This window comes from Burkholderia sp. Ac-20344, from assembly GCF_017104975.1.
Classification (GTDB): domain Bacteria; phylum Pseudomonadota; class Gammaproteobacteria; order Burkholderiales; family Burkholderiaceae; genus Burkholderia.
In genome coordinates this window covers 1-893 of the sequence record NZ_JAAGPP010000389.1, presented here as the reverse complement: position 1 = coordinate 893, position 893 = coordinate 1, and the positions used below count along the sequence as shown (strand labels likewise).

The following is an 893-nucleotide window of genomic DNA, read 5'->3' as shown; positions in this document are numbered from 1 at the left end:
CGGCCCCCTTGGGCAGAAACTGGCGCAGCAGGCCGTTGGTATTTTCGTTGCTGCCCCGTTGCCAAGGGGCGTAGGGATCTGCGAACCAGATGTCCAGATTCAGTCGTTCAGCCAGCTCGACATGACAAGTCATTTCCGATCCACGATCGTACGTCAGGCTCTCACGCAGAAAGGCCGGGAGCTTCTTCATCTGGCGCGTGAACCCCTCCAGTGCGTCCTGGGCCGTACACCCATCCATGCGGCACAACACGACGAACCGGGTCTTGCGCTCGACCAAGGTACCGACGCACGAGCGATTGAAGGCGCCTTTGATGAGATCGCCTTCCCAATGACCGGGCCATTGGCGCGTTTCGATTGCCTCGGGTCGATGGATGATGCGCAGTTCTTCCGGTACAAAGCTCTTGCGGGCCAACGTCTTGCGCGCGTTGCCGCGCACCGGCTTGTTCTGGCGCAAAGCCTCGATCATCGCCTGCTTCAAGCCGCCGCGGGGATGGGTATAAATCGCCGCGTAGATCGTTTCATGACTGACGCGTTGCTCGGGATTATCTGGATGCATCTCGCGAAGTTTGGCAGCAATTTGCTGCGGCGACCAGCGCCGATAAACCAGGTCGTGATGCACTTGCCAGTACAGCGCGCTTCCTGTTGCCAGCTTCGCCTGACGCCGACTTCGCTCGCGGCGCGCCCGGTAGGCTCTAGCCGCGCTCGTGGCGTCATAACAGCGAGACGATTCCGTACGATTGCGTGCCAGTTCTCGCGTGATCGTCGACGCGCTGCGACCAAGCAGCCTTGCAATCGCCCTGACGCTCGTGTTTCTGGTCCTCTCGATCATGATCGCCGCGCGCTCTTCGGCGCTCAGATGCTGGTATTTCGTCATTGCAACACCCTACCTCATC

The 893-nt window shown here is 60.2% G+C and carries 1 protein-coding gene; it reads right to left on the bottom strand.

Annotated elements, in window-relative coordinates; translation table 11 throughout:
* Window positions 1–874: IS30 family transposase (locus G3N64_RS39285; RefSeq protein WP_205788921.1), on the bottom strand; the 874-nt coding region annotated here is incomplete at its 3' end.
* Window positions 875–893 lie beyond the last annotated feature (19 nt).